This is a genomic window from Streptomyces sp. NPDC032472 (assembly GCF_040636955.1).
In the GTDB taxonomy this organism is placed as follows: domain Bacteria; phylum Actinomycetota; class Actinomycetes; order Streptomycetales; family Streptomycetaceae; genus Streptomyces.
Window position 1 is genome coordinate 137,458 of the sequence record NZ_JBEZVK010000015.1, and the last position, 19,385, is coordinate 156,842.

A 19,385-nucleotide genomic window follows, 5' to 3' on the forward strand; every position below is an offset into this window, starting at 1 on the left:
GCAGCTGTTTGGACCTTTCGCCGAAATCCGGACAAGAGACCTCCAGTCCAGCCGGAATCGACTCGTCTGGGTGAGTGTTCTTCGGGTACAACGGATCCTTACACCCCTCATCCGGGGCTCAGGGCGCGCGTGCGGCGCGCCCCGCGCGTACGAACCTCCCCTTCGCGGAGACGGGCCAACCGTCGATGCGGAGTACGAACGCGGTGCCCGCCCACCCCTTAACCAGGAGTGGCCACCCTCAACGATTCAAAGACTTAAGGGGTCAAGAACAGTGGCAGCGGAGATCGTCAATCCTCGCAGCGACAGCGTTACGGACAACAACCCGGACGCGGTGTTCGCGCTGCACCGGGGCGGCAAGATGGCCATCGAGGCCACCGTGCCGGTCCAGAACAAGGACGACCTGTCCCTCGCCTACACGCCCGGCGTGGCGAAGGTCTGCACCGCGATCGCGGAGCAGCCCGAGCTGGTCAACGAGTACACCTGGAAGGCCAACGTGGTCGCCGTCGTCACCGACGGCACGGCCGTGCTCGGACTCGGTGACATCGGACCCGAGGCCTCCCTCCCGGTGATGGAGGGCAAGGCCATTCTCTTCAAGCAGTTCGGCGGCGTGGACGCGGTCCCGATCGCGCTCGCCACCAAGGACACGGACGAGATCGTCGAGACCGTCGTCCGCCTCGCCCCGTCCTTCGGCGGCGTGAACCTGGAGGACATCTCCGCGCCGCGCTGCTTCGAGATCGAGCGCCGCCTGCAGGAGGCCCTCGACATCCCGATCTTCCACGACGACCAGCACGGCACGGCCATCGTGACGCTGGCCGCCCTGCGCAACGCCGCGAAGCTCACCGGGCGCACGCTCGGCGACCTGCGCGCCGTGATCTCGGGTGCCGGCGCGGCGGGCATCGCCATCGCCAAGATCCTCGTGGACGCGGGCATCGGCGACGTGTGCGTCACCGACCGCAAGGGCGTCGTCTCGGCGGACCGCTCCGACCTGACGGACGTCAAGGCGGAGATCGCGGGCCTGACCAACAAGACCGGCCTCACCGGCTCCCTGGAGACGGCGCTGGCCGGTGCGGACGTGTTCATCGGCGTCTCCGGCGGCACGGTGCCGGAGGAGGCGGTGGCCTCGATGGCGAAGGACTCCTTCGTCTTCGCCATGGCCAACCCGAACCCCGAGGTCCACCCCGACGTCGCGCACAAGTACGCGGCCGTCGTGGCCACGGGCCGCTCGGACTTCCCGAACCAGATCAACAACGTGCTGGCCTTCCCGGGCATCTTCGCGGGCGCCCTGAAGGTCCGCGCCAGCCGGATCACCGAGGGCATGAAGATCGCCGCCGCCGACGCCATCGCCGGCGTCGTCGGGGACGAGCTCGCCGCCGACTACGTGATCCCGTCGCCGTTCGACGAGCGCGTCGCCGAGGCCGTCGCCTCCGCGGTCGCCGCCGCCGCCAAGGCCGACGGCGTGGCCCGCCTGGGCTGATCGGGTCCGCCTGCTGCTGTACGGGCTGTACCTGCTGTACGCGAAGGGGCCCGGCCGGATGATTCCGGCCGGGCCCCTTCGCGTTGTGGTCCCCTCTGCAGGGCGCACCCTCCCCGCCCCCGAACCGGGAGGGGTCGCTCCGCAGCGGCGCGTGGGGGGAGGGCGGGCCCGTGCGGGCGGCGCACGGGGCGCCGACGGCGGGCCGGCGCACCTGCGCCGCTGACGTGCAGCCATATGACAGGTTCATGATGAACCTGGGCTGTACGGCCTGAATATTACCGCCCTCCGAGGCCTGATCTTGACGTTCCGCTTCCGTGTCGGCGAGGCGCAAGACTGCACGTACGGACCGTAGTTGAGTGGATGACGGACAGTTCCGTTCTTGATCCTGTCGGCCCATCCCGGACGCTCCCGGACCCCTGGCCGGTTCCCGCCGACGGGGTTTGTTTCGGTGGCGGCCCGTGCGACGAAGGCCTCACCCGGAAGGTGGCGGCGGCTCTGGCCCCCGCACGCTACCGGGGGGTAGGTTCGCCGCATGTTCGCTGCCTATGCCGCCCGAATCGACCGTGACCAGCCGCTGAGCGGCCTTGAGCTGGGCGAGCGCCCGGCCCCCGTGGCCCGCCCCGGCTGGGTGACCGTGAACGTCAAGGCCGCCTCCCTCAACCACCACGACCTCTGGTCGCTGCGCGGGGTGGGTCTCGGCGAGGACAAGCTCCCGATGATCCTCGGCTGCGACGCGGCCGGCATCGACCAGGACGGCAACGAGGTCGTCCTGCACTCCGTGATCGGCCAGAGCGGCCACGGCGTCGGCCCCGACGAGCCGCGCTCGATCCTGACCGAGCGCTACCAGGGCACCTTCGCCGAGCAGGTGACCGTCCCCGCCTGGAACGTGCTGCGCAAGCCCGCCGAGCTGTCGTTCGAGGAGGCCGCCTGCCTTCCGACGGCGTGGCTGACGGCGTATCGGATGCTGTTCACGAACGCGGGCGTGCGGCCCGGGGACTCGGTCCTGGTCCAGGGCGCGGGCGGCGGTGTCGCGACGGCGGCCATCGTCCTGGGCAAGGCGGCCGGCCTTCGGGTCTTCGCCACCAGCCGGGACGAGGCCAAGCGGAAGCGGGCGGTGGAGCTGGGTGCGGTGGAGGCCTTCGAGCCGGGGGCGCGGCTGCCGCAGCGGGTGGACGCGGTGATCGAGACGGTCGGGGCGGCCACGTGGTCGCACTCGGTGAAGTCGCTGCGGCCCGGGGGCACGCTGGTCATCTCGGGGGCCACGAGTGGGGACCGGCCGGCGCATGCGGAGCTGACGCGGATCTTCTTCCTGGAGCTGAAGGTGGTCGGCTCGACCATGGGGTCCAAGGACGAACTGGAGGACCTGCTGAGCTTCTGCGCGGCGACCGGGGTGCGGCCGGTGATCGACGAGGTCCTGCCGCTGGACCGGGCCCGGGAGGGCTTCGAAAAGCTGGCGTCGGGCGACCTCTTCGGCAAGGTCGTCCTGACGGTCTAGGCGGCTGCCGCGGCGTACGTCCGGGTCTCTCGTCAATGTAGGTTGACACCCTTCGGGTGTCAACCTACATTGACATGCATGACGGAAGCGACCGATCTCGCCGAGCGGGCCGGCGACCGCGACCCGCGCGTGGGCCTGCGGGCCGTGGCCGCGCTCCGGCGGCTGCTGGAACAGCTGGAAGCCGTACAGGTGCGGAGCGCCCGAGCGCAGGGGTGGTCCTGGCAGGAGATCGCGGCCGAGCTGGGTGTCAGCCGGCAGGCGGTCCACAAGAAGCACGGGAGGCTCTGATGTTCGAACGCTTCACGCGGGACGCCCGGGACACCGTGACCGGCGCCGTGGCCGAGGCCCGGCAGGGCGGGGACGCCAAGGTCACCGAGGAGCACCTGCTGCGGGCCCTGATGGCACAGGGCGTCCTGGACCCCCTCGGCGTGGACCGGGCCGCGGTGACCGCGGACCTCGCGGCGGCCCGGCGCCGGGGCGGCATGTCCCGGGCCGACGAGGAGGCCCTCGCAGGCCTCGGCATCGACCTGGGGGAGATCGTCTCCCGCATCGAGGAGGCCCACGGCGCCGGCGCGCTGGCCCCGGCGGCCCCCCGGCGGCGGACCCTTGGCTCCTCGGTGCGCTCGGCGCTGGGCCGGCCGGAGCCGGTGAAGCGTCATGTTCCGTTCGCCGAGGGTGCGAAGAAGGCCCTGGAGCAGTCCCTGCGCATCGCAGTCGGCCGGCGCGACAACCGCATCACCGCCCGGCACCTGCTGCTCGCCCTGATCACGGCGCCGGGCACGGCCGCCGAGGTCCTCGCGGACCACGGCGTCACGTACGCGGCGGCAGAGGCAGGCCTGGCGGCCTGACCGGCCACCCAGGACGTGTCGGGCCCTTCGGGGCGTTGACGACCTGCCGCCGGTCTCGCACCGGACGGCCCATCCGGGACGGAGCCCCCGGTTTCGGGAAGGGGCGGCGAGGGGGAAACGGCCCCGCGCAGAGGCAGCCGAACCGGCCGCCCGCAGCGACAGTGACAGTCGAACCCCGTCCCCGCGCGGCGGCCTGACCGGCCTTCTAGCGGGGCGGCCGCAGCAGCGCGGCAATGCGGTTCGCGGCCGTGGCCAGGTGGGCGCGGGCCTCGGTCAGCTGGGCCGCGGTGACGCCGTGGTCGCGGGCCGCGTCCCGGACGTCGTCCCGGAAGCGGTCCAGGAGCCGGTCCAGGTCCCGGCCCGGGTCCCCGGTGGAGGCGAAGCCCTCCGCCCAGCGGGAGTCGGGCGCGGGCGTGCCGGAGCCGCCGTCCTCTTCGGCACGGGCCGAGCCGGTGGCCTCGGTGCCCGGGGCGGCGGGGCCGCCGCTCAGCCAGCTGCCCGCCAGGTTGCTCAGCATGCCGCCCGACTTCGTGAACTGCTCCTGGAGTTGGGCAGCGATCCGCATGACCTCCTCGCGGGCCCGCTCCTGCGCCTCCTTGGCCTGGCGGCGGGCCGCCTGCGCCTCCTCGCGGGCCCGGCGGCTCTCGTCCTTCGCCCGCCGCGCCTGCTCCTTCCACTCCTGCCGGGCCCGGCGCAGCTCCTCCTTCGCCGCCGTCCAGGACTCGTCCTCGACGTGGGTCGCCGACGCGGAGGCCGCGGCCTGCATCTCGCGCCGCAGCGCCCCGGCCGCGCCGCGTACGTCGTCGCGGATCTCGGCGGCGAGTTCGGAGACCGAGTCGCGGATCTCCAGCTCCAGGTCGGCGAGTTCACCGCCGCGGTCGGCCAGCTCGGCGCGGCCGGCGTCGGTGATGGAGTACACCTTGCGCCCGCCTTCGGTGGCGTGCGTGACCAGGCCTTCGGCCTCCAGCTTGGCCAGCCGCGGGTACACCGTGCCGGCGCTGGGCGCGTACAGGCCCTGGAAGCGCTCCTCCAGCAGGCGGATCACCTCGTAGCCGTGGCGCGGGGCCTCGTCCAGGAGCTTGAGGAGGTACAGGCGGAGTCGGCCGTGGGCGAAGACGGGCGGCATGTCAGAGCACCTTCTTGTCGAGCGCGAGCGGAGCGGCCGGCGCGTCGGCCGGCGGGCGCCGCAGCAGGGCGATGGAACCGGAGACGGTGGTGGCGCGCAGGGTGCCGGTGCCCGCGCCGAGGGTGCCGGTGATGCGCTTGGCGGTCAGCTGGCCGGAGACGTGCAGGTCCTCGAAGGCGTTGGAGACGCCGCCGCTGGCGGTGTTGGCCTCCACGCGGGCGTCGGCGGGGTGCGGCAGGCGGATCGCGACCTGGCCGGAGACGGAGTTCAGCGCGATGTCGACGGGACGAGGGGCCTCGGGGTCGGCGTCGAGGTCGATGAGCATGTCGCCGCTGACCGAGTCGGCCCGTACGGTCAGGTCCGCGCCGTCGACCACGGTCAGGCCGCCGGAGACCGAGTGGAAGCCGAGCTCGCCGGTGACGGACTGGGCCTCGACGCCCCCGGAGACGGTGCGGGCCCCGACCGTTCCGGAGAGGCGGACCAGGGTGGCGTCGCCGGAGACGAGGTTGACGTCGGTGCCGCCGGAGATGCCGGAGACCACGCAGGCCGCGCTGACCGCGGCCACCTGGACGCGGGTGGACGCCGGGACGGTGAGGGTGACGGTGGCGCTGCGCTCCCAGACCTTGCGGCCGGACGCGGAGCCGGACCAGGCCTTCCACGGCTTGGACTCGAACCACTTGCGCAGGCCCTGGGAGCCGTTCCAGGGCAGGTCCTCGTAGGAGACGGTGAGGGTGTCGCCCTCCTGGACGACGTGGAGCGGCGGCCCGTCGACCTCGGCGACCTCCAGCCGGGCCGGCCCCTCGTCGGCGACGACGTTGACGGTTCCGCCGACGAGCCGCAGCCGGAGCTCACCCACGGGCCCTTCGAAGCCGAGCCTCTGCGGTTCCCCCACCGACCACGTCTTCTGCTCTGCCATGGCGTCCTCCTCGGCGCACGCAACATATCGCGTTCTCTGCAGAACACGATATATCGCGGTCGGGGGAAGTCAAGACCGTCCGCCGCCCGCCGCCGTCCGCCCGCCGTCCGCGCAAACGGTGCGTTTCGCGCCATCGCGCCGTCGCGGGGGCCGGCACCGCCACACGACGAAGGGGCCCGACCCATGGATGTCTCCACGGGCGGGCCCCTTCGTCGCTGCGGGGCCTGCGGCGCGTTCGTGCGCCGCAGGCCCCGGCGGGGTCACTCGTCCTCGTCGTCCTCGTCGTCCAGGCGGGCCAGCCAGGTGGCCAGGCGCTCCACCGGGACCTCGAAGTCCGGGTTCAGGTCGACGAACGTGCGCAGCTGCTCGGCGAGCCACTCGAAGGTGACCTCCTCCTCGCCGCGCCGCTTCTCCAGCTCCTCGATGCCGCGATCGGTGAAGTACAAGTCGGGCTCCGTGCCGTGATGAAGGTGTGCAGGGGATGTTTCCCGCCAGGATAATCCGCATACCCGCCGAGACCTCCCCCCGTCACGGCCCCGGCGCTAGCCTGGACTGCCGTCAACCGGAGGGGGCGGGGGATGCAGGACGGGCGCACCGGCGGCTCCGCACGCGCCTTCGAGCTCCTTGAGCCCCTCGTCCAAGCCGCCACCGTACGCGTCCACGCGGCCCCGGGCGGGTATGCAACCCCCGACGGCCACCGGGCCGGCCCCACGTGGGGGAGCGGCTTCTTCATCGCCCCCGGCTGGGTCCTGACGTGCGCGCACGTGGTCGGTGAAGGAGGTGCGGCGGTGCGTCTCGTGGGGCGGGAGCTCGGCATCACCTTCTCCTCCGGACCCGGCACCACCGGGACCGTCACCGGCCGCGTCGAATGCGTCCTGCCCGAGCGGCTTGAGGAGCAGCGCCCCGCCCGGCGCGCCCTGTGGGACCTGCCCGACCTGGCGCTCGTCCGGGTCCTCGCCCCCGTCTCCCACGCCTGCGTACGCCTGACCGACCGGGCCCGCCCCCGCCCCGCCGAGGTGGCCTACTTCGGCGTCACCGAGGACCTCGGCACCCCCGAGATCACCGGCCGCACCACCCGCCTGCGCGGCACCGCCGCGGCCGGCGCCGCCCTGCGCCTCGGCGACGACGACGAGATCGAGCCCGGCATGTCCGGCGGCCCCGTCGTCGACCTGGCCCGCGGCGAGGTGGTCGGTGTGGTCAAGGCCCGCCGGCGCACCGGCGGCGGCGGACTCGCCGTGTCCGTGGTGCAGTTGCGCACCCTGCCGCTGCCCGCCACCGGGCAGGTCGGCCTCTACCGCCGCGTCATCCAGGCCCACGACCTGTACCACTACGACCAGCACCTCAGCGATCTGGACAGCCGCCGCACCTGGACCGACGTCCACGGCGAACTCCCGCCCCCGGACGAGCCGTACGAGGGGCGCCTGCGCCTGACCCCGGCCGAACGCACCACCCTGTGCGGCCTGCTCGCCGAACTCCCGCCGCCCGGCTCCTCCGAAGCCGTCCGCGCCCTCGTCGAGGCCGCCCGCGGCGAGGAACCCGACCCGGCCCTGCCCGCCCCCCTGAGCTGGCGCGACGGCCTCGGCATGCTGCTCGACCCGCCCGGCGGCGCCGGCGAGGCCGCCGCCATGCTCCGCTACGCCACCGACGTCAGCGTCGCCGACCACCGCGAACCGCCCTCCCCGGGCGCCGACGAGGAGCTGTGGGACTGGGTCCGGGCCACCGCCGAGCGGCTGTGGCGGCCGCTGCGCCGCGAGCTCGGCGAACGCCACGAGCAGGGCCTCGCCGCCCGCGACCGGCGCCGCCGCGCCCGCGCCGGACAGCCGGTCCCCGGACCCGGCCGGCCCGCCGGGGCCCTCGCCCCCGGGCCCTCGGTGCTGCTGGAGGCCTGGGCGCACGGCTGGGAGGACGTCTACGACTGGCGGGTCTCCGTCCTCGCCGGGCCCGCCCACCCCGGCCGGCTCACCCCCGTCGGCTCCGGCGTCCACGTCAGCCGGGCCCGGCTGCCCGAGGCGGTCCGCGACGCCCTCGCCGAGGCCTTCCGCCGCTGCGACACCCACGAGGCGCCCGCACTCCTCGAAGTCGCCGTGGCCCCGGAGCTGTTCGGGCTGCCCGTGGACACCTGGACCGTCGCCGGCCGGGTCCCGCTCGGCGTCCAGCGGCCCGTCGTCCTGCGCTACCCGGCCGGCGGCGACAACCCCGCCGCCACCGCCCGCACCGCCCCCGGCCCCGGCCCGTACGACGACACCGACACCGACGCACACCGCAGGGCCGACCGCTGGGCCCGCGTCCAGGCCGGGCCGCTGCTCGACGAACGGGCCGACTGCGACCGCGGCCGGCCCCGCAGCCCCGCCCCGGAATGGCTGGACGCCCTCCCCGACAACACCGTGCCCGTGCACTGCCGGGCCGCCGACGCCGAACCCACCCGCGGATCCCTGCACGCGGTCCGCGACGCCGGGTACGGGGTGGCGGTCACCCGACGCCCCCCGGCCGACCCGGGGGAGTCCTGCGCGCCCTTCCACCGCGGGCTGCGCGAGGAGCTGACCGAGGCGGGGCGGGGCGCACCCCTGCCGGTACGGGTCCAGGCGCTGCGGGCCCGCGCCCACGGGGCCGACCCCGACGCGTACTGGGCGGACGGCATGGCCCTCGTCTGGGACGACCCGGCCCGCGCCCTGCCCGAGGACGAGCCGCTGCAGGGGGATCTGTGACGGGCGGGAGGGGAAAGACGTGAACGAGGAATGGCTCATCTACCGGGGGATCGGCGAGCCCCACGACGGTATCGACGCCCTGCCCGACCCGCCGCCCTGGCGGGACTTCGACGGCGGGCCCGTGGGGGAGGCGCCCGCCCCGGCCCGGTCCGCCGACGGCAACGTCGCCCGGCGGCTCGGCGCGCACCGGCAGGCCGCCGAGCTGCACCGGCCCGAACCGGAGGAGCTGGAGGCCATCAACGCGGCCCTCTACCTGCGCCGGCCCCTGCTGGTCACCGGCTACCCCGGAACCGGCAAGTCCACCCTCGCGCACGCCGTCGCCCACGAGCTGAAGCTCGGCCGGGTCCTGCGCTGGCCCGTGGTCTCGCGGACGGTGCTCCAGGAGGGCCTCTACCGCTACGACGCCATCGCCCGCCTCCAGGACGTCCAGATCGCCGCCTCCGGCGGGAACCCGGCCGGCGCGCCCGGCATCGGCAAGTACATCCGGCTCGGGCCGCTCGGCACCGCCCTGCTGCCCACCGAGCGGCCCCGCGTCCTGCTCATCGACGAGCTCGACAAGAGCGACATCGACCTGCCCAACGACCTCCTCAACGTGCTGGAGGAGGGCGAGTTCGCCCTGCCCGAACTGGAACGCGTCGCCGACACCGAGCCCGAGGTGCAGGTCCTCACCGACGACGGGGCCAAGGTCACCGTCCACGGCGGCCGGGTCCGCTGCCGCGCCTTCCCCTTCATCATCCTGACCAGCAACGGCGAACGGGACTTCCCCGCCGCCCTGCTGCGGCGCTGCATCCAGCTCAAACTGGGCCAGCCCGGCGAGAAGCGGCTCGCGACCATGGTCCGGGCCCACCTCGGCGAGGACGCCGCCCGGCTCGGCGCCGACCTCATCCGGGAGTTCCTCAGCCGCTCCCAGTCCGAACTCGTCGCCGCCGACCAGCTGCTGAACGCCATCTACCTCACCCACTACGCCGCCCCGCCGACCCGGGAGGACCTCGCCGACCTGCTCATCCAGCGCCTCGACCGCCCGAGGTGACCCGTGCCCCCCACACCGCCCCCCGCCACACCGCCCTCCGCCGACCGGCCGGCCCCGGCCGGATCGCCGCCGCCCCCGACCCCGCCCGGCTTCCGGGAGCTGGCCCGGCTGCTGCGCGCCGCCGGGCTCGACCCCTCCGCCGAGGAACTCGCCGACGCCCTCTGGCTCGCCGGGCGGATCGGCCCGCCCGCGCAGGCCCCCGCCGGCCCGGTGGACGAGCTCCCCGCGCACCGGACCCCGCCCCGGGACGAGCCGCCGCCCGAGGAGGAGCCCGTACCCGCCGGGCCCGAGACCGAGGACCCGGTCCGGCTCTACGCCTCCCGGGTCCGCGGCACCGTGGCCGAGGAGGCCGCCGCCTTCCCCGCCGGCACCGGCGTGCCCGTCCGCGTCCCCGGCGCCGCCGCCCTGCCCCGCATCCTGGAGATCCAGCGCGCCCTGCGCTCCCTGCAGCGGCACCGCCCGCCCGGCCGGCCCACCCGCCTCGTCCTCGACGAGCCCGCCACCGCCGAGGCCAGCGCCCGCGCCCTGGGGCTCGTCATCCCGGTCATGCGGCCCGAGACCCGCCGGGAGGCCACCGTGCGGCTGGTGATGGACGCCTCCCCCTCGATGGCCGTCTGGCAGGACATGTTCGAGGAACTGCGCTCCGTCTGCGAACGCCTCGGCGCCTTCCGCGACGTCCAGGTGCACTACCTCCACCGGCTCGCCGACGGCCGGGCCGCCGTCGGCCGCGGACCCGGCGCCGGGGGCCGGCTGCGCTCCGGCGACCAGCTGCGCGACCCCAGCGGGCGGGCCCTGACCATGGTCGTCTCCGACTGCGCCGGACCGCTGTGGCGCGAGGGCGAGGCCCAGCGCGTCCTGCACCGCTGGGCCGAATGCACCCCGTGCGCAGTCGTCCAGCCCCTGCCGCAGCGGCTGTGGGCCCGCAGCTGGCTGCCGACCGAGCGCGGCACCCTCGCCCGGATCGAGGGCAGCACCGCCGGACGGCTGCGCTTCCGCGCCGACCGGCCCGCACGGCCCGGGCGGCCCGCCGGCGGGCTGACCGTCCCCGTCCTGCCCCCCAACGCCAGCGCCCTCGGAGCCTGGGCCCGCCTCGTCGCCGGCCTCGGCACCGGGCCCGTACCGGCCGAGGTGGGCCGGGTCCTCGCCGACCACCCCGCCGCGCCCGTGCCGCCCCCGCGGGCCGCCCGGCCGCCCCGCGACCTCGTGCGCCGCTTTCGCTCCTCGGCCTCGCCGCGCGCCGTCCAGCTCGCCGTCTACCTCTCCGCCGCCCCGCTCACCCTGCCCGTGATGCGGCTCGTCCAGCGCACGATGCTGCCCGACTCCGAACCCTCCGACCTGGCGGAGGTGCTGCTCAGCGGGCTGCTGCGGCGGGGCACCGCGGCCGGGCAGTGGTACGAGTTCGTGCCCGGCGTGCAGGACGTGCTGCTCGGCCCGCTCGGCCGGGACGAGGCCGCGCTCGTGCTCAAGCACTGCTCGGAGTACGTGCTCGCCCACTTCGGCAGCGGCGTGCGCAACTTCCCCGCCCTGGCCGTCTCCCAGCTCACCGGCGCCCCGGTCGTCGAGGAGGGCGGCGACGGGCGGGTCCCCGCCGGGAGGCTCCCGCAGGCCTTCGCCGAGGTCTCCGCCCGCGTCGTGCGCCGCTACCTGCCCGGGCCGGCCGCCGAGGACACCGCCGACCGGGAGCCGCCCGCACCGCCGCCCGGCCGGGCCTGGGCCGTGCGCACCGCCCGCGAGCGGCTCGCCGACCGGGACGCCGAGGGCGCCGGCACCCAGCGCGGGCTGTACGAGGCCGTCGCCGTCCTGCGCCGCGCCGTGGCCGCCCCCGCAGGCCCCGACGACCCCGCCGGCGAGGCGGAGTGCGAGCTGGCCGGCGTCCTGCTGCGGCTGTGGGCCCGGCAGCGCGACCCCGATCTGCTCGCCGAGGCCGGGCAGCTGCTGGCCGGGCTCACGGCGGCGCCCGCGCGGGCCCTGCTCGGCCGGGTCCTGTACGAGCGGGCCTTCGCGGACCGCCCCGACCGGCCGGACCGGCCCGACGCCGAGCTGCTGGCCGCCGCCGAACGGGAGTTCGCGGCCGCGGCCGCCGCCCCCGACGGCGACCCGCCGCTCCGGCTGGACTGCGTACTGCGGCGGACCCGGACCCTGGTCGCGCTCGGCGAGCTGCGGGACGACACCGGCGCGCTGCGGGAGGCGCGGGCCGCGCTGGAGGCCCTCGCCGGGCCGGACCCCGACCCGCCCGGACCGGCCGTACGGCGGGCCCTGGGCCGGGTCCTGCTCGCCCTGCTGCCCCGCACGCCCGACCCGGCGGAGCGCACCGCCCTCGCCGAACGGGCCGCCGGACAGCTGGAGTCCGTACTCGCGGAAGCCCCCGACGGCGAGGGGCCGGGGGAGGCGGCGCGGGTCCGGGTCGACCTCGCCACCGCCCTGCGGTACCTGCCCGGGCGGCTGGAGGAGGCCGCCGCCCAGCTGGACCTCGCCCTCGCCGAGCCCACCGGCGACCCCGACCTGCGGCTGGCCGTGCTGGTTTGCCTGGCCCGGGTGCACCGGGCCCGGCACGCACGCGACGCCGACCCGGCGGCCCTGGAGGCCGCGGCCGAGGCCTACGGCAGGGCCCGCCGGCTGATCCCGCGCGACGGGGAGGCGTACGGGGAGCTGCTGCCCGAGTGGGGCGACGTCCTGCTGGACCGGGCCCGGGCCGCCGGCGGGCGCCGGTTCACCTCGCAGGCAGTACGGGTGCTGCGCGACAGCCGGGCGGCCGTCCCGCAGTCCGACCCCCGCTCCGCGCACCGGCTGGTGCGGCTCGCCGAGGGGCTGCGGCTGCGCCACGGGTACGAGGGCGACGTGGTGGACCTGCGGGAGGCGGAGTACCTGCTGGAGCTGGCGGTGCGGCAGAGCCGCAACCCGCTGGAGCAGGCCCGCGCGTGGCGGGAGCACGGCGACGTCCAGCAGGAGATCCACGCCCACACCCGGGCCCTGGACCGCCTGGACCGGGCGGCCGACTCCTACCGGCGGGCCTGGCGCGCCGCCCTGGACGCCGCCCGCGCCGAACACACCGACCGAGGCGAGCGCGCCTACCGGGCCGACTACCGGGCCGACCGCGCCGAACGGCGGGAAGTGACCGTGGCCGTCGAACTGGGGGCCCGGGCCCAGGAGTTGCGCGGCGAGGTGCTGGAGCGCCTGGCCCGGCCACGGGCGGCCCTCGACGCCTACCGCTCCGCCCTGGAGCTGTGGCGCCGCCTCGGCGAACCGGCCGCGGACCGGCGCGAGGCACTCGGCTCGCGCATCCGCACCCTGGAGGCCGGGCTGTGAGCCCGGCGGCCACGGCGTGAACAGACAGCACCACACCATCACCGACGGGGGGACGGACAGCCCATGGCAACGTGGCACCGCACACGACCGACGGATCCGAAGGCGGACGCCGCGACGGAGCCGGCACGACCGGCCCCGCCCCCACCCCCGGCGCCCCCCGCGCCCCGCAGCCCTGAGCCGCCGGCCCCCGCGGCAGACGGCCCCGCGCCGCAGGGCCCCGCAGTACACGGGTGTGGTGGCGGGTTGCCGGATCTGTCCGGTTTCGATCTGGCCGCGCTGCGCGGGATCGAGCACCCGGTGCTCGCCCGGGTCATCGAGGGGCTGGTCGAGCGGGTGCGGGATCCCGCGGAGATCCTGAACGCCTTCGACTCCGGCGTCAGCTGAGCGCCCGCTCACGCACCGCATCCCCAACGCCACGCAACGCACCCACAGTTGACCCGTTTCCGCCGTTAGCCCGCGGCGAACCCCGGGCAGGGATGGACCGTCCGCCGGGGAATCCGCCCGGCGGCGGCCGGGGAGGGGGACGCAGGCGACGATGGGCCGCACCGACAGCAGCCGATCCGTGCTGCCCGCACATCGGGCCCGCGCGCCCTGGCCCTACGCCCGGCTCGACGTGCCCGCCCTGCGCGCCGCCGGACACCGGCCGCACCCGATCCGGCAGTTCGTGCTCAAGACCCGCAGCCGCTGTAACCTCGCCTGCACCTACTGCTACGTCTACGAGATGGCCGACCAGAGCTGGCGCGGCCGCCCCGCCGCCATGTCCCCCGCCACCCGCCACCGCGCCGCCGCCCGCATCGCCGAGCACGCCGCCGCCCACCGGCTGCCCCGCGTCGACCTCGTCCTGCACGGAGGCGAACCCCTGCTGACCGCCGCCGCCGAGCTCGCCGCACCCGTCGACGCCGTACGGGACGCCCTGCGCGCGGCGTCCCCGCGGACCGCGGTCACCGCCACCGTCCAGACCAACGCGACCCTGCTCACCCGCGGCCGGCTCGCCGCGCTCGCCGCCGCCGGGATCCGCGTCGGCGTCAGCCTCGACGGCGGCCTCCCCGCGCACAACGCCCGCCGCACGGACCGCACGGGCCGGCCCTCGTTCCCCGCCGCCGCCCGCGGGCTGCGCCTGCTCGCCCGGCATCCCGAGAGCTACGCCGGCCTGCTGTGCGTCGTCGACCCCGCCCAGGACCCGGTGGAGACGTACGAGTCCCTGCTCGCCTTCGCCCCGCCCGCCGTCGGGCTGCTGCTGCCGCTGGCCAACTGGAGCACGCCGCCGACCGGACACGGCCCGCACCCCGGCCCCGGCCCGCATTCCGGCTCCGCCGCGCGCCCCACCCCGTACGCCGACTGGCTGATCGCCGTCTTCGACCGCTGGTGGCACGACGCGGTGCCGCGCACCCGGATCCGCATGTTCGAGGAGATCATCGCCCTGCTGCTCGGCCTGCCCGCCGCCACCGAGACCCTCGGCCTCGCGCCCGCCGCCACCGCCGTCATCGAGACCGACGGCACCCTGGAGCAGACCGACTCGCTGAAGTCCGCCTACGAGGGCGCCGCCGCCACCGGGATGGCCGTGGACACCCACAGCTTCGACGCGTTCCTCGACCACCCCGGCATGGCCGCCCGCCAGCTCGGCCTGGACGCCCTCGCCGACGACTGCCGCGCCTGCGAGCTCGTCGCCGTCTGCGGCGGCGGCCACTACCCGCACCGCTACAAGGACGGCGAGGGCTTCCGCCGGCCGTCCGTGTACTGCGCCGACCTCCAGGCCGTCATCCGGCACGTCGCCGCCGCCCTCCACCGCGCCGCCACGCAGTCCACCGCCGGCCGGGCGCACCCGCGGGCGGCCGCCTCGTGACCGGGCCGCTGACCGCCTTCGCGGTGCCCTCGCCCCTGCTGCGCGCCCTCGCCTCCACCGAGCCGTCCGCCGAGGGCACCCGCCTGATCGGCGACATCCGCCGCTCCAAGCGGCTCGTCCTGCTCCGCGGCGTCCTCGACGCGGCCCCCGGCCCCCGCTCCGGCGAGGCCGCCGACCACTGGGCCCTGCTGGAGGAGGCCGAACGGCACGACCCCGAGGCCGTGCGCGACGTCCTGCACTACCCCGCCACCGGCGTCTGGGCCGAGGAGACCCTGCGCCGGCTGCACGCCCCGTACGGGCCCCAGCCCGACCTCGGCCACCTCGGCGCCCTCGCCGTCGCCGCCGCCCTGCGCTCCGGCATCACCTTCAAGGCCACCCTGCGGCCCGCCAACGGCCGCCTCGTGCTGCCCACCCTCGGACTGCTGCACCCGCCCCGCCCCGGCCCGCTCGCCCTCACCGAACGCTCCTGGGACCCCGACGACCCCGCCACCCTCCCGCTGCACGCCCTCCCCGGCGGCCGCACCGCCCTCGACGACCTCGACCCGTACCGGGCCTGCGCCGCCGCCCGCCCCGCACCCGTGCGCGCCGCCCGCCGGCTCACCCCCAAGGGCCACAAACGCTGGGACACCCAGTGGACCGGCGCCCTCACCCTGCTGGAGCGCTACGACACCGCCCGCGCCGGAGAGGTCACCGGGCTGCTGCGCTCCGTCGTCCCCCTGGCCGGCGGCTCCCGCTCGCACGGCGCCACCCTGCCCGCGGCCCCCGGCTCCGTCCTCGCCCGCAACCAGGCCCCGCCCGCCCTGGCCGCGACCCTCGTCCACGAGGTCCAGCACGGCAAGCTGACCGCCCTCGCCGACGTCCTCACCCTGCACACCGCCGACCGCACCCCCCGCCACTGGGCCCCCTGGCGCACCGACCCCCGCCCCCTGGAAGGGCTCCTGCACGGCGCGTACGCCCACCTCGCCCTCGCCGGCTACTGGCAGCGCGCCGCCCTCTACGGAGCCCGCGGCGCCTGGGCCCGGCACGCCCGGATCCGCGCCCAGGTCGCCGCCGTCCTGCCCGCCCTGCGCAACCATCCCGAACTCACCTTCGCAGGCCGGGAGTTCACCGACGCCATGGCCGCCGCCGAACGCTCCATGGACGAGCTTCCGCCACCCGGGGACCAGCACGCCGTGGCCCGCCGCGCCGTCGACCGGGCCCGCCGCGCCTGGTACGAGCAACACCCCGAACTCGCCCCGTACGCACAGGGCTGACGGACCGTCCGCTGCGGTACCTTTTCAACCCCGTCCACCGCCCGGATTCCAGGGAGACGGCCGCATGACCACCGGCATCCGCCAGGAGCGGGATCGAGACCCGGCCCCGCAGCCGCAGCGCTTCGTCATCAGCTTCGCGGGGTTCAACCGGCCCTGGGCCGTGTGGATCGCGCACCGCCTGGAGGAGCACGGCCACCGCGTCGCCCTCGCCCGCTGGGACCCGCAGGCCGAGGGCGGCCTCACTCAGGCCCTCGACGACCTCGCCCGCAGCGGCAGCCGGGTCCTGCTCATCCTCAGCGAACGGTACTTCTCCGCCGGCACCCACACCGACGAGGAGTGGAACACCGCCCTGCGCGCCGTCACCGACAGCCACCCCGACCGGTTCGCCGCCGTCTGCCTGACCGACGCCCAGCTGCCCAGCGCCGTCGCCGTCCTGGAGAAGACCGACCTGTGGGGCCTGGACGCCTACGAGGCCGAGTACCGCGTCCTGCGCCGCCTGGAACTGCCCACCGACCGGGTCGGCACCGAGACCGGCCGCCGCGGCCCCCGCTTCCCCAACGACCCGCCCGAGATCTGGGGCCGCGTCCCGCGCCGCAACCCCCGCTTCACCGGCCGCAACGACGTCATCGGCCGGCTGCGCGCCGCCCTGTCCGAGGCCCCGCCCGGCGCCTCCACCGTCACCCTGCTCGGCCTGTCCGGCGTCGGCAAGACCCAGGTCGCCACCGAGTACGCCTACCGCTTCGCCTCCGAGTACGACGTGGTGTGGTGGGTCCCGGCCGAGGACCGGCCCACCCTGCGCGAACGGCTCGCCGACCTCGCCCCCGAGATGGGCCTGCCCCGCGGAGCCGGCAGCTACGGCGAGCAGATCCGGGCCGTGCTGGAGGCGCTGCGGCGCGGGAACCCGTACAGCCGCTGGCTGATGGTCTTCGACGGCTGCGACAACCCCGACGACCTCACCGACCTGCTGCCCTCCGGCGCCGGCGACGTCATCATCACCTCCCGCAACCGCGAATGGGCCTCCCGGCACACCAGCCTCGTCGAGGTCCCGCTGTACGCGCGCCCCGAGTCCATCACCTTCATCCGCCGCCGCGCCCGCCGGCTCACCGGCGACGAGGCCGACCAGCTCGCCGAGGCCCTGGAGGACTACCCCCTCGCCCTCGACCAGACCGCCGGCTGGCTCGCCGACTCGCCCCTGACCGTCGGCGACTACCTGGCCCTGCTGCGGCGCCGGCTGGACTCCCGCGAGGCCGTCACCGTCTCCGACGACTACCCGCTGCCCTTCCCCACCGCCCTCGCGATACTGCTCAACAACGTCCGCGAGAACTTCCCCGACGCGCTCGCCCTGCTGCGGCTGTTCGTGTTCTTCGCGCCCGGGCCGGTGCCGCTGCGGCTGCTGCGCGAATTCCCCGCCGACGACGTGCCCGAGCAGCTCGCCGGGCTCATCAACGACCAGATCCGGTGGAACGCCGCCCTCAACAAGCTCGTCCAGTTCTCCGTCGTCCGCCTGGAGTACTCCGACCTGGCCGTCGAGGACGGCGGCGGCGGGCTGGAGACCGTCCAGCTGCACCGCATGGTCCACGGCATCGTCCGCGAGAACCTCTCCGAGGACGAGGCCCGCCCGCTCGCCCGCGCCGTCCGCCAGGTCCTCGCCGCCGCCGACCCCGGCCGCCCCTCCGACTCGCGGCTCTGGCCCCGCTTCGCCGAGCTCATCCCGCACCTCGAAACCGCCGGCGTCATCAGCAGCAGCAACCCGCGGATCCAGAACTTCCTGCTGAACTGCCTGCGCTACCTGATCCTCGCCGGGGAGTACCGCACCTGCCTGCGGCTCGCCGAGCAGACCGACGCCGTGTGGCGCGCCACCCTCGGCGACGACCACGAGCAGGTCCGCGAGCTCAGCTACCACTACGGCGGCGCCCTGCGCATGCTCGGCCACTTCAAGCACGCCGAGACCCTCGCCAAATCGGTCGCCGACCGGCTGCTCGCCGAGCGCGGCGACCGTGACCTGCAGACCCTGCGCGCCACCAGCACCTACGCCGGCGTCCTGCTCGCCACCGCCAAGTTCGAGCAGGCGCGGGAGCTGCTGGAACACGCCTTCGCCCGCTACCGGGAACTGCTCGGCGAGGACGACTCCACCACCCTCAACGCCGAGAACAACGTCGCCGTCGCGCTGCGGCTGCTCGGCCGCTACCAGGAGGCGTACGAGACCGACCTCGACACCCTGCGCCGGCGCGAGCGGGTGCTGCGGGTCCGGCACATCGCCACCCTCTCCTCCGGGATCGGCTGCGCCATGGGGCTGCGGCTCATGGGCCGCTACCGCGAGGCCCTCGCCCGGCAGGAACAGGGCCTCAAGCTCAACTCCCAGGTCCTCGGCACCAACCACCCGCAGACCCTGCGCGCCGAGCACAACCTCGGCATGTGCCTGCGCCGCTCCGGGGACATCCCGGGGGCCGGAGCCCGCCTGCGCAGCGTCCTGGAACGCTCGACCCGGGTCTTCGGCCCGGACTTCCCCTGGACCCTGATGGTCGCCTCTGACTACGCGACCTACCTGCGCGAGTACGGGGACATCGGCGAGGCCCGGCGGATCTCCGAGGAGGTGGTGCGCGGCTACCAGACGCAGCTGGGCCTCGCCCACCCGTACAGCATCGGGACGGTGGGCAACCTGGCGCTGGTGCTGCGGGCGCAGGGGGAGCGGCTGGAGGCGCTGAACCTGGCCGAGCAGGCGCTGGTCGGCATGCGGGGTGCGGTGGGGGAGCGCCACCCGTGGACCCTGGGCTGCGCCCTGAACGCCACCGGGCACCGGAACATCACCGGGCGCCTGGACGACGCGCTGTCCCTGAGCCGGGACACCCTGCGCAACTGCCAGGCGGTCCTGGGCCCCGACCACCCCATGACCCTGAGCGCCCAGATCGCCCTGGCGGCTGACCTGCGGTCTGTCCGCGAGGACGCGGAGGCGGCCAAGCACGAGGACGCCGCCCTGAAGTCCCTGACCCGCACGCTGGGCCCGCAACACGTCCACACGGTCTCGGCCCGTCAACAGATGCGCCCGTACTGGGACTTCGAGCCCCAGCCGTAGCCCCCGGGGGCGGGCCGGCCCCCCGCCGCCCGGCGGGACGTGGCCGCTGCGCGGAGCCCCGCCCCGCCCCGCCCTCTCCCCGTATCCCGGGGCTCTGCCCCGCACCCCGCGCCTCAATCGCCGGCGCGGCTCAAAGATCGGGGCGCCGCCCCGGGCCCCGCGCCTCAAACGCCGGCGAGGCTGTTTGGCGCCTCGGCCCGGCCATCAGGTGGCGCGGGAGCCTCGCTGACCTTCGAAGCCGTGGTCCGCAAAATCCAGCCTCGTCGGCGTTTGAGGCGCGGGGTCTGGGGCGGAGCCCCAGGAATCCCGGCTCCGC

The 19,385-nt window shown here is 75.7% G+C and carries 14 protein-coding genes; 11 read left to right on the forward strand and 3 right to left on the reverse strand.

Annotated elements, in window-relative coordinates; genetic code table 11:
- Window positions 1-271 precede the first annotated feature (271 nt).
- From AB0F11_RS12755 to AB0F11_RS12770, 4 genes are all read left to right on the forward strand, one after another.
- Window positions 272-1,474, forward strand: coding sequence for an NADP-dependent malic enzyme (locus tag AB0F11_RS12755; RefSeq protein ID WP_362171506.1), 1,203 nt, complete (start codon window positions 272-274; stop codon window positions 1,472-1,474).
- Between the two features lie 532 nt (window positions 1,475-2,006).
- Window positions 2,007-2,969, forward strand: coding sequence for a zinc-binding dehydrogenase (locus tag AB0F11_RS12760; protein ID WP_362171509.1), 963 nt, complete (start codon window positions 2,007-2,009; stop codon window positions 2,967-2,969).
- Window positions 2,970-3,047: 78 nt separating this feature from the next.
- A complete protein-coding gene (locus AB0F11_RS12765; RefSeq protein WP_042818984.1) occupies window positions 3,048-3,257 on the forward strand; it encodes a helix-turn-helix domain-containing protein in 210 nt (69 codons plus the stop codon).
- The gene (locus tag AB0F11_RS12770) at window positions 3,257-3,817 is read left to right on the forward strand and encodes a Clp protease N-terminal domain-containing protein (protein ID WP_362171512.1); all 561 of its coding nucleotides are present in this window, start codon (window positions 3,257-3,259) and stop codon (window positions 3,815-3,817) included. The genes AB0F11_RS12765 and AB0F11_RS12770 overlap by 1 nt, the downstream gene beginning before the upstream one ends.
- 205 nt (window positions 3,818-4,022) lie before the next feature.
- Here the strand turns inward: AB0F11_RS12770 and AB0F11_RS12775 are convergent, their stop codons facing one another.
- From AB0F11_RS12775 to AB0F11_RS12785, 3 genes are all read right to left on the reverse strand, one after another.
- On the reverse strand, window positions 4,023-4,943 hold the full coding sequence (locus AB0F11_RS12775; RefSeq protein ID WP_362171515.1) for a helix-turn-helix transcriptional regulator: 921 nt from the start codon (window positions 4,941-4,943) through the stop codon (window positions 4,023-4,025).
- A 1-nt stretch (window position 4,944) separates the two neighbouring features.
- Window positions 4,945-5,859, reverse strand: coding sequence for a hypothetical protein (locus AB0F11_RS12780; RefSeq protein ID WP_362171517.1), 915 nt, complete (start codon window positions 5,857-5,859; stop codon window positions 4,945-4,947).
- Window positions 5,860-6,119: 260 nt separating this feature from the next.
- A complete protein-coding gene (locus AB0F11_RS12785; protein WP_010061466.1) occupies window positions 6,120-6,305 on the reverse strand; it encodes a DUF6104 family protein in 186 nt (61 codons plus the stop codon).
- Window positions 6,306-6,437: 132 nt separating this feature from the next.
- Here AB0F11_RS12785 and AB0F11_RS12790 point away from each other — a divergent pair, with 132 nt between their 5' ends.
- The 7 genes from AB0F11_RS12790 to fxsT all read left to right on the forward strand — a co-directional run bounded on the left by AB0F11_RS12790 (window position 6,438) and on the right by fxsT (window position 19,069).
- Window positions 6,438-8,564, forward strand: a complete 2,127-nt coding sequence (locus AB0F11_RS12790) for a trypsin-like peptidase domain-containing protein (protein ID WP_362171520.1) — start codon at window positions 6,438-6,440, stop codon at window positions 8,562-8,564.
- Window positions 8,565-8,583: 19 nt separating this feature from the next.
- Complete coding sequence (locus tag AB0F11_RS12795) at window positions 8,584-9,594, forward strand: MoxR family ATPase (protein ID WP_362171523.1); 1,011 nt, start codon at window positions 8,584-8,586, stop codon at window positions 9,592-9,594.
- 3 nt (window positions 9,595-9,597) lie between these two features.
- The gene (locus AB0F11_RS12800) at window positions 9,598-12,900 is read left to right on the forward strand and encodes an SAV_2336 N-terminal domain-related protein (protein ID WP_362171526.1); all 3,303 of its coding nucleotides are present in this window, start codon (window positions 9,598-9,600) and stop codon (window positions 12,898-12,900) included.
- 243 nt (window positions 12,901-13,143) lie between these two features.
- Window positions 13,144-13,284, forward strand: coding sequence for an FxSxx-COOH cyclophane-containing RiPP peptide (gene fxsA, locus AB0F11_RS12805; protein ID WP_362171529.1), 141 nt, complete (start codon window positions 13,144-13,146; stop codon window positions 13,282-13,284).
- A 229-nt stretch (window positions 13,285-13,513) separates the two neighbouring features.
- A complete protein-coding gene (locus AB0F11_RS12810; RefSeq protein ID WP_362171572.1) occupies window positions 13,514-14,743 on the forward strand; it encodes an FxsB family cyclophane-forming radical SAM/SPASM peptide maturase in 1,230 nt (409 codons plus the stop codon).
- Window positions 14,740-15,996: an HEXXH motif domain-containing protein gene (locus tag AB0F11_RS12815; protein WP_362171532.1), complete on the forward strand. Its 1,257-nt coding sequence runs from the start codon at window positions 14,740-14,742 to the stop codon at window positions 15,994-15,996. Before AB0F11_RS12810 ends, AB0F11_RS12815 begins: the two co-directional genes overlap by 4 nt.
- 64 nt (window positions 15,997-16,060) lie before the next feature.
- Window positions 16,061-19,069 carry an FxSxx-COOH system tetratricopeptide repeat protein gene (gene fxsT / locus AB0F11_RS12820; protein ID WP_362171535.1) on the forward strand — a complete coding sequence of 1,003 codons (3,009 nt, stop codon included), beginning with the start codon at window positions 16,061-16,063 and terminating at the stop codon, window positions 19,067-19,069.
- The last annotated feature ends 316 nt before the right edge of the window (window positions 19,070-19,385 follow it).

Coding starts and splice junctions, on each gene's coding strand:
- AB0F11_RS12760 (WP_362171509.1), top strand. CDS start 2,007: ATGTTCGCTGCCTATGCCGCCCGAATCGACCGTGACCAGCCGCTGAGC.
- AB0F11_RS12780 (WP_362171517.1), bottom strand. CDS start 5,859: ATGGCAGAGCAGAAGACGTGGTCGGTGGGGGAACCGCAGAGGCTCGGC.
- AB0F11_RS12770 (WP_362171512.1), top strand. CDS start 3,257: ATGTTCGAACGCTTCACGCGGGACGCCCGGGACACCGTGACCGGCGCC.
- AB0F11_RS12765 (WP_042818984.1), top strand. CDS start 3,048: ATGACGGAAGCGACCGATCTCGCCGAGCGGGCCGGCGACCGCGACCCG.
- fxsT (WP_362171535.1), top strand. CDS start 16,061: ATGACCACCGGCATCCGCCAGGAGCGGGATCGAGACCCGGCCCCGCAG.
- AB0F11_RS12790 (WP_362171520.1), top strand. CDS start 6,438: ATGCAGGACGGGCGCACCGGCGGCTCCGCACGCGCCTTCGAGCTCCTT.
- AB0F11_RS12775 (WP_362171515.1), bottom strand. CDS start 4,943: ATGCCGCCCGTCTTCGCCCACGGCCGACTCCGCCTGTACCTCCTCAAG.